At 56.2% G+C, this 3504-nt stretch carries 2 protein-coding genes and 2 pseudogenes; 3 read left to right on the top strand and 1 reads right to left on the bottom strand.

The genetic code is table 11. The features are described from left to right. The 3 genes and pseudogenes from EN993_RS32990 to EN993_RS32980 all read left to right on the top strand — a co-directional run. Positions 1-738, top strand: a pseudogene (locus EN993_RS32990) (type II and III secretion system protein family protein); the annotation flags it as partial. Positions 739-750: 12 nt separating this feature from the next. Next, the gene (locus tag EN993_RS32985; RefSeq protein ID WP_063169261.1) at positions 751-1311 is read left to right on the top strand and encodes a CpaD family pilus assembly lipoprotein; all 561 of its coding nucleotides are present in this window, start codon (positions 751-753) and stop codon (positions 1309-1311) included. An 83-nt stretch (positions 1312-1394) separates the two neighbouring features. Beyond that, positions 1395-3266 (top strand): acyltransferase family protein, encoded by a 1872-nt coding sequence (locus tag EN993_RS32980; RefSeq protein WP_063169260.1) that lies wholly within the window; start codon positions 1395-1397, stop codon positions 3264-3266. Positions 3267-3372: 106 nt separating this feature from the next. On the opposite strand, the pseudogene EN993_RS32975 reads toward EN993_RS32980, so the two are convergent. Further along, positions 3373-3504: pseudogene (locus EN993_RS32975) on the bottom strand (IS481 family transposase); the annotation flags it as partial.

The raw sequence follows: 3504 nt of genomic DNA, 5'->3' as shown, positions 1-3504 counted from the left end.
GCTGGGTCTGGTTCAACCCAGGGTGGCGGTACAGCAGAAATCGGATTCGACAACGGTGCCGTCAACGTCAGCGCGGTTCTCGACGCGCTCGCCAAGGAGCATATAGCTTCCGTCCTGGCTGAGCCGAACCTCACCGCTATGTCGGGTGAAAAGGCCAGCTTTCTCGCGGGCGGCGAATTTCCCATTCCTGTCCTGCAGGAAAACAGGCAGGTATCGGTTGAATTCCGTCACTTCGGCGTCAGTCTGGAATTTGTGCCGACAGTTCTCAGCAACAATCAAATCAACATTCACGTAACGCCCGAAGTCAGTGAACTGTCGACGCAAGGTGCCGTGCAAATCAACGGAATTTCCGTGCCGGCAGTTTCCACGCGCCGAGCCGATACGGTCGTCGAACTCGCCAGCGGCCAGAGCTTCGCAATCGGCGGTCTAATCAGGCGGAACGTCAACAATGATGTCAGGGCCTTTCCCTGGCTCGGAGAACTGGCGATCCTGGGACCGCTTTTTCGCTCGACCTCGTTTCAAAAAGAGGAGTCAGAACTGGTCATTCTAGTTACGCCTTACATTGTAAGACCAGGCTCCAACCCAAACCAGATGAGCGCACCGACCGAGCGGGCGGCACCGGCTTTGAACGGAGGGGGCGCTCCGACGAATTCCGTGACAAGTCCCCCGCGAGACCGCGCTGCTATCCGTGCGGGCGCGCCAAGCGCCCAGGGCGGTCTCGGCTTCATCATCGAATAGTGTCATCCAAAGATGTTGCGTTTTATAATCCTCTTTGTCGCTCTGGCACCAAGCGTAAGTGGCTGCACAAGCACTACGCCAGTTGATGTCGAACCATCGGCACCAATGCTTGTCCGAGAGGAGACCACCGTCCTGACGTTGCAAAGCCTGCGCGCTTCCGAACGGCAGCGTTTGCGTGTTTTCCTAGACAAGGCCAGTCGCGGCCGGTTCGATGCCATCCACCTCCTCATCAGCGGTTCGCCCCAGCTCAGCGCAGGGGTAGCCCATCAGGCCAGGCAGTTGGCAATCGAAGAAGACAACATTCAATTGCGCGATCAACACGACGCCGGCTCAGTGCGAATTGAGGCGATTGTCTATCACGCCCGTCCGCCGGTCTGTCCCTCATATGGTGCCTTACCCAATGAAGAATCCTTCAAACAGCCGCTTGGTTGTTCGACAGGACATAACCTGGCCGTGATGGTCAACGATCCGCGCGATCTGCTCGACAATCAGGCCGTCAAGGCCGGCGATGGCGATCGTGCTTCTGTACCAGTTGCAACTTACAGAACATTCGGGACGGATAAAGGTGGCTGATACCGCCCTTATCTCGGCAGCACTCCTACCGGAGATTGAAAGCTTCCAATCGCGTCCTGATCTAAAATAAAAGGAACCGCTGGATGCAATATAGGCGCTATATCGAGGGCCTTAGGGCCGTTGCTGTACTTCCGGTCGTACTCTTTCATTTCGGAATTTCGGCGATCCCGGGTGGCTTTAGCGGGGTCGATATCTTCTTCGTCATCTCCGGCTACCTAACCAGCGGAAGCCTCCTGGATGACCTTGAACGCGGCCAATTTTCCATCGTCAACTTCTACTGGCGCCGTGCCCGGCGCATTCTGCCGGCGCTCGTCTTTGTGATGCTTCTCACCTGCATTGCGGCATTGTTCATTCTTCTGCCACCGGATCTGCGCGGATTCAGTCTTAGCATCATAGCTACCTCGACCTTCTGGTCGAACGTTTTCTTCTGGAAAACGTCAAGTTACTTCTCTATCGATGCCGCGCTTCTACCACTGTTGCACACTTGGCCGCTTTCCGTAGCGGAGCAGTACTACATCTTCGCACCAATCCTGATGTTCCTAATCTATCGCTACATCGGGAAGCGCTGGCTGACGACACTTCTTCCGATAATTCTCTGCAGCTTCGTAGTGGCGGTGATGGCGACATCGCTGGCACCCACCGCCGGATTCTATCTGCTGCCGACCCGAATCTGGGAACTCATGTTGGGCGCCCTGCTCATGCTCAAATGCCCCTCGCCGCTGGGCAACCGACTCCTGATGGAGTCGGTGGGGGTGGCCGGATTTGGCCTTCTCGCCATCGGGTTCTTCGCGATTTCGGCGAGTGATCCGTTCCCAGGCTACAACGCCTTGTATCCATGCATCGGAACGGCCCTTCTGATCTATGTTGGCCAAAATACCCCCTCGACGGTCGCCACCCGCATGCTCGAAGTCAGGCCGCTGGTCTGGATTGGGCTCATCTCGTATTCGTTGTATCTTGTTCACTGGCCTCTCAATGCGTTCGCGCACTATCTTTCGTTCCAAAAACTCGATCCGTTGATGACCGGTGCGATGTTGGTGGCAAGCCTCGCATTGGCTGCATTCTCCTGGAAGTTTGTAGAGCAGCCGTTTCGACAGAAGAGGGCCTTCACCTCCCCGGGGCCTATCTTCGCCTTTTCAGCGCTCGCGATCGTTGTCCTTTGTGCCGGCGGAGCGGCGGGGGCGCTCGGCAACGGCTTTCCGCAACGGTTTCCGGACTATGTCCAGCGGCGCATTTCCGTCGGGGACTGGAGGAATGGCATCTGTTTCAACGAGGGCACCAGCCGGATCGAAAGCTGGAATATGGAGGATTGCACGCGCACCAGCGGTTTTCCAACAACGGTTTTTTTGTGGGGCGACTCCTTCGCCGCGCACTATGTTTCCGGCTTGGGTGCTAACATAAATCGATTGCAGGCGAACATCGTTGAATATACGTACGCCAGCTGCGCGCCGATACTCTATTACTACCCGTACGATCGTCTTGATTGTGTCCGGTTCAATCGCAAGGCCTTGGACGTCATCTTGGAAGCGGACATCAAGACGGTTATCCTCAGCGGTAGATGGAGTGACTATGAGGTCAGAGGTTTCGACGGTCTTCAGCAAACAATCGCTACGCTTCGTGCCCTGGGCGTGCGCGTGTTTGTCATCGGCCAGTCTCCGCAGTTCCCAACTGACGTCCGGAAAATTGCGTTCTTCGCCAAGCGCCAAAATCTGGACGATACGTCCTGGCCGATCGCGATGGACCCCGACGTCAACGAACGTGTGCGCTCATTTACCAAAGGCGCCACATTCATCGATCCGCTGAAATTCCTGTGCAGCGCAGGACGCTGCGCCTATTTCGATAGAGGAGAGTTTTTATATTTCGACTATGGTCATTTCTCTTCAGCCGGCGCCACACTGGCAATCTCGAAATACTGGCCGGCTTTTGGCAAGGACAATGCTCTTCCTAAGACGAAGTAGCGGCTCAGCGGCTGACAAGCACCAGTACGGGTCCCAGTGATAGCTCCTGCTTCCGCAGCAGCCGCGACGATGGAGCTGTTCAGGTTTAAGGCCCCCCGATAGTGACCTAGGTGTGGAGCTTCAACAGGTTGTCCTCGATCAGGGCGAGGCGACTGATAGGCGTTTTTGACTTTAGGCTGCCATGTGGACGATGCCAATTGTATCTGTGCAGCCAGACAGGCAGTTCGGCGGCACGATG

The organism is Mesorhizobium sp. M7D.F.Ca.US.004.01.2.1 (assembly GCF_003997785.1).
GTDB classification, from domain to species: domain Bacteria; phylum Pseudomonadota; class Alphaproteobacteria; order Rhizobiales; family Rhizobiaceae; genus Mesorhizobium; species Mesorhizobium loti.
Note: the sequence above shows the minus strand (reverse complement) of the source record. Positions and strands in the feature narration are given on the sequence as shown.